The sequence below is a fragment of the Streptomyces africanus genome (genome assembly GCF_002150735.1).
In the GTDB taxonomy this organism is placed as follows: Bacteria; Actinomycetota; Actinomycetes; order Streptomycetales; family Streptomycetaceae; genus Streptomyces; species Streptomyces africanus.
The window spans coordinates 1-2,116 of the sequence record NZ_MUKA01000622.1 but is presented as its reverse complement, the minus strand read 5'-3'; the positions used below and the strand labels follow the sequence as shown (position 1 = coordinate 2,116).

Below are 2,116 nucleotides of genomic sequence, written 5' to 3'. Positions count from 1 at the left end.
GGGGACGGCCGTGCGGGGGCCGGTGCCGAGGCCGTGTCGGCGGCCGGGGCGCCGCCGGCCGGTGTGCTGGCCCGGGGGGACCTCGACGCGGGGATCGGGGCCCTGCAGAAGCATCTGCGCGCCCAGCCCAGGGACTTCGGCAGCTGGGCCACCCTCGGGACGGCGTACGTCGAACAGGCCCGGACGAAAGGCGACCCCTCGCGCTATCCGCAGGCCGAGCGCGCGCTGAAACGGTCCCTGGAGCTGGACCCGGGCAACGACCAGGCTCTCGCCGGCCGTGCCGCCCTCGCCGCCGCCCGGCACGACTTCACCGGCGCGCTGAAGGACGCCGACCGGGCCCTGAAGCAGAACCCCTACAGCGAACGCGCCCTGTGCACACGTATCGACGCCCTCGTCGAACTCGGCCGGTACGAGGACGCCGCCGAGGCCGCCCGCACCGCCGACGACCGGCGGCCCGGCGTGCCCGTCTTCACGCGGTACGCGTACGTGAAGGAACTCCGCGGCGACGTCCGTACGGCGCGTGACGTCCTGGAGCGTGCCCTGGAGGCCGCCGACTCGCCCGGCGACATCGCGTACGTCGCCACCGCCCTCGGGCAGCTCGCCTGGAACCAGGGCGAGTACAAGGCGGCGCTCGGCCACTACGCCCGTGCCCTCGCCGCGGACGAGAACTACCTCCCCGCCCTGGAGGGCCGCGCCCGCGCCCAGGCCGCGAACGGTGACCGGGCCGCCGCCGTCGAGGGACTGGAGCAGGTCGTCGCCCGCTTCCCGCTGCCCGGCCCGCTCGTCGCCCTCGGCGAGCTGTACGAGGACCGGGGCGCCGACGGCGACCGGGCGAAGGCCGGCGACCAGTACGCCCTCGTCGACGCCTGGACGTCCCTCGCCCGCGCGGGCGGTGTCAACGCCGACCTCGACTCGGCCATGGCCGCCGCCGACCACGGCGACAAGAAGGAGGCCCTGCGCGCCGCCCGCGCCGAGTGGAACCGCCGGCACAGCGTGCACACCGCCGACGCCCTCGCCTGGGCCCTGCACGTCAACGGCCGCGACGAGGAAGCCCTGCCGTACGCCCGCCGCGCCACCGCCACCGGCTACCGCAACGCCGGCTTCCTCTACCACCGGGGCATCATCGAACGCGCCACCGGGAACGACCGCGAGGCCCGCGAGCACCTGACGGCCGCGCTCGACCTGAACCCCGGCTTCTCCCCGCTCGGCGCCCGCGAGGCCCGTACCGCGCTCAAGGACCTGGAGGGGGCCCGGTGACCCTGCGCCGCCTGTTCGCGTCCGGCGCCGCCGTCCTCACGGCCGCCTGCGCGCTCACCCTGCTGCCCGCCGGCGCGGCGAGCGCCCACCCGCTGGGCAACTTCACCGTCAACCGCTACGACGGCCTGGTCGCCGCCCCGGGCGAACTGCGCGTCCACCACGTCGAGGACCTCGCCGAGATCCCGGCCACCCAGGCGGGACCGGACATCGAGCGGCTGGGCATCGCCATGTGGGCCCGCGAGCGGTGCGCCACGGCCGCCGCCGACAGCAGGGTCACCGTCGACGGCCGCGGCACCCCGCTCACCGCCGAGCGCAGCCACGCGCGCGTGCGGCCCGGGCAGGCGGGGCTCGACACCCTCCGCGTGGAATGCGAGCTGACCGCTCCCCTGCCGTCGGATGAGTCGACAAGGTCGGGCAAGGGGACCGTGTCCGTCGGCTTCCGTGGCGCGGGCGGCTCCTCCGGCCCGGGCTGGCGGGAGATCACGGCGCGGGGCGACCGTATGACGCTCACCGAGTCGGACGTCCCGGAGAAGTCGATCTCGGCGGAACTGACCCGCTACCCGGCGGAGTTGCTCTCCTCCCCGGCCGACACCGCGGCCGCCGCCCTGCGCGTGCGCCCCGGCGGTGCGGCCCTGGCCGAGGAGGAGTCGGACGCTCCTGCAGCCTCCGTGCTGCCGCGCGGCGCCGACCGCTGGACACGGGCCCTGGACGACCTGGTCGCCCGGCACGACCTCACCCCGGGCTTCGCCGCGCTGGCCCTGCTCATCGCCGTCGTCCTCGGGGCGATGCACGCGCTCGCCCCGGGCCACGGCAAGACCATCATGGCCGCGACGGCGGCGGCCCGGGGCGAGCGCGTGCA

The 2,116-nt window shown here is 76.5% G+C and carries 1 protein-coding gene and 1 pseudogene; both read left to right on the top strand.

Annotated features, from left to right (window positions below):
- The coding region (locus tag CCL05_RS42795; protein ID WP_086565870.1) for a tetratricopeptide repeat protein at positions 1-1,257 on the top strand (1,257 nt) is incomplete at its 5' end.
- Positions 1,254-2,116: pseudogene (locus tag CCL05_RS42790) on the top strand (nickel transporter); the annotation flags it as partial. The gene CCL05_RS42795 and the pseudogene CCL05_RS42790, both read left to right, overlap by 4 nt.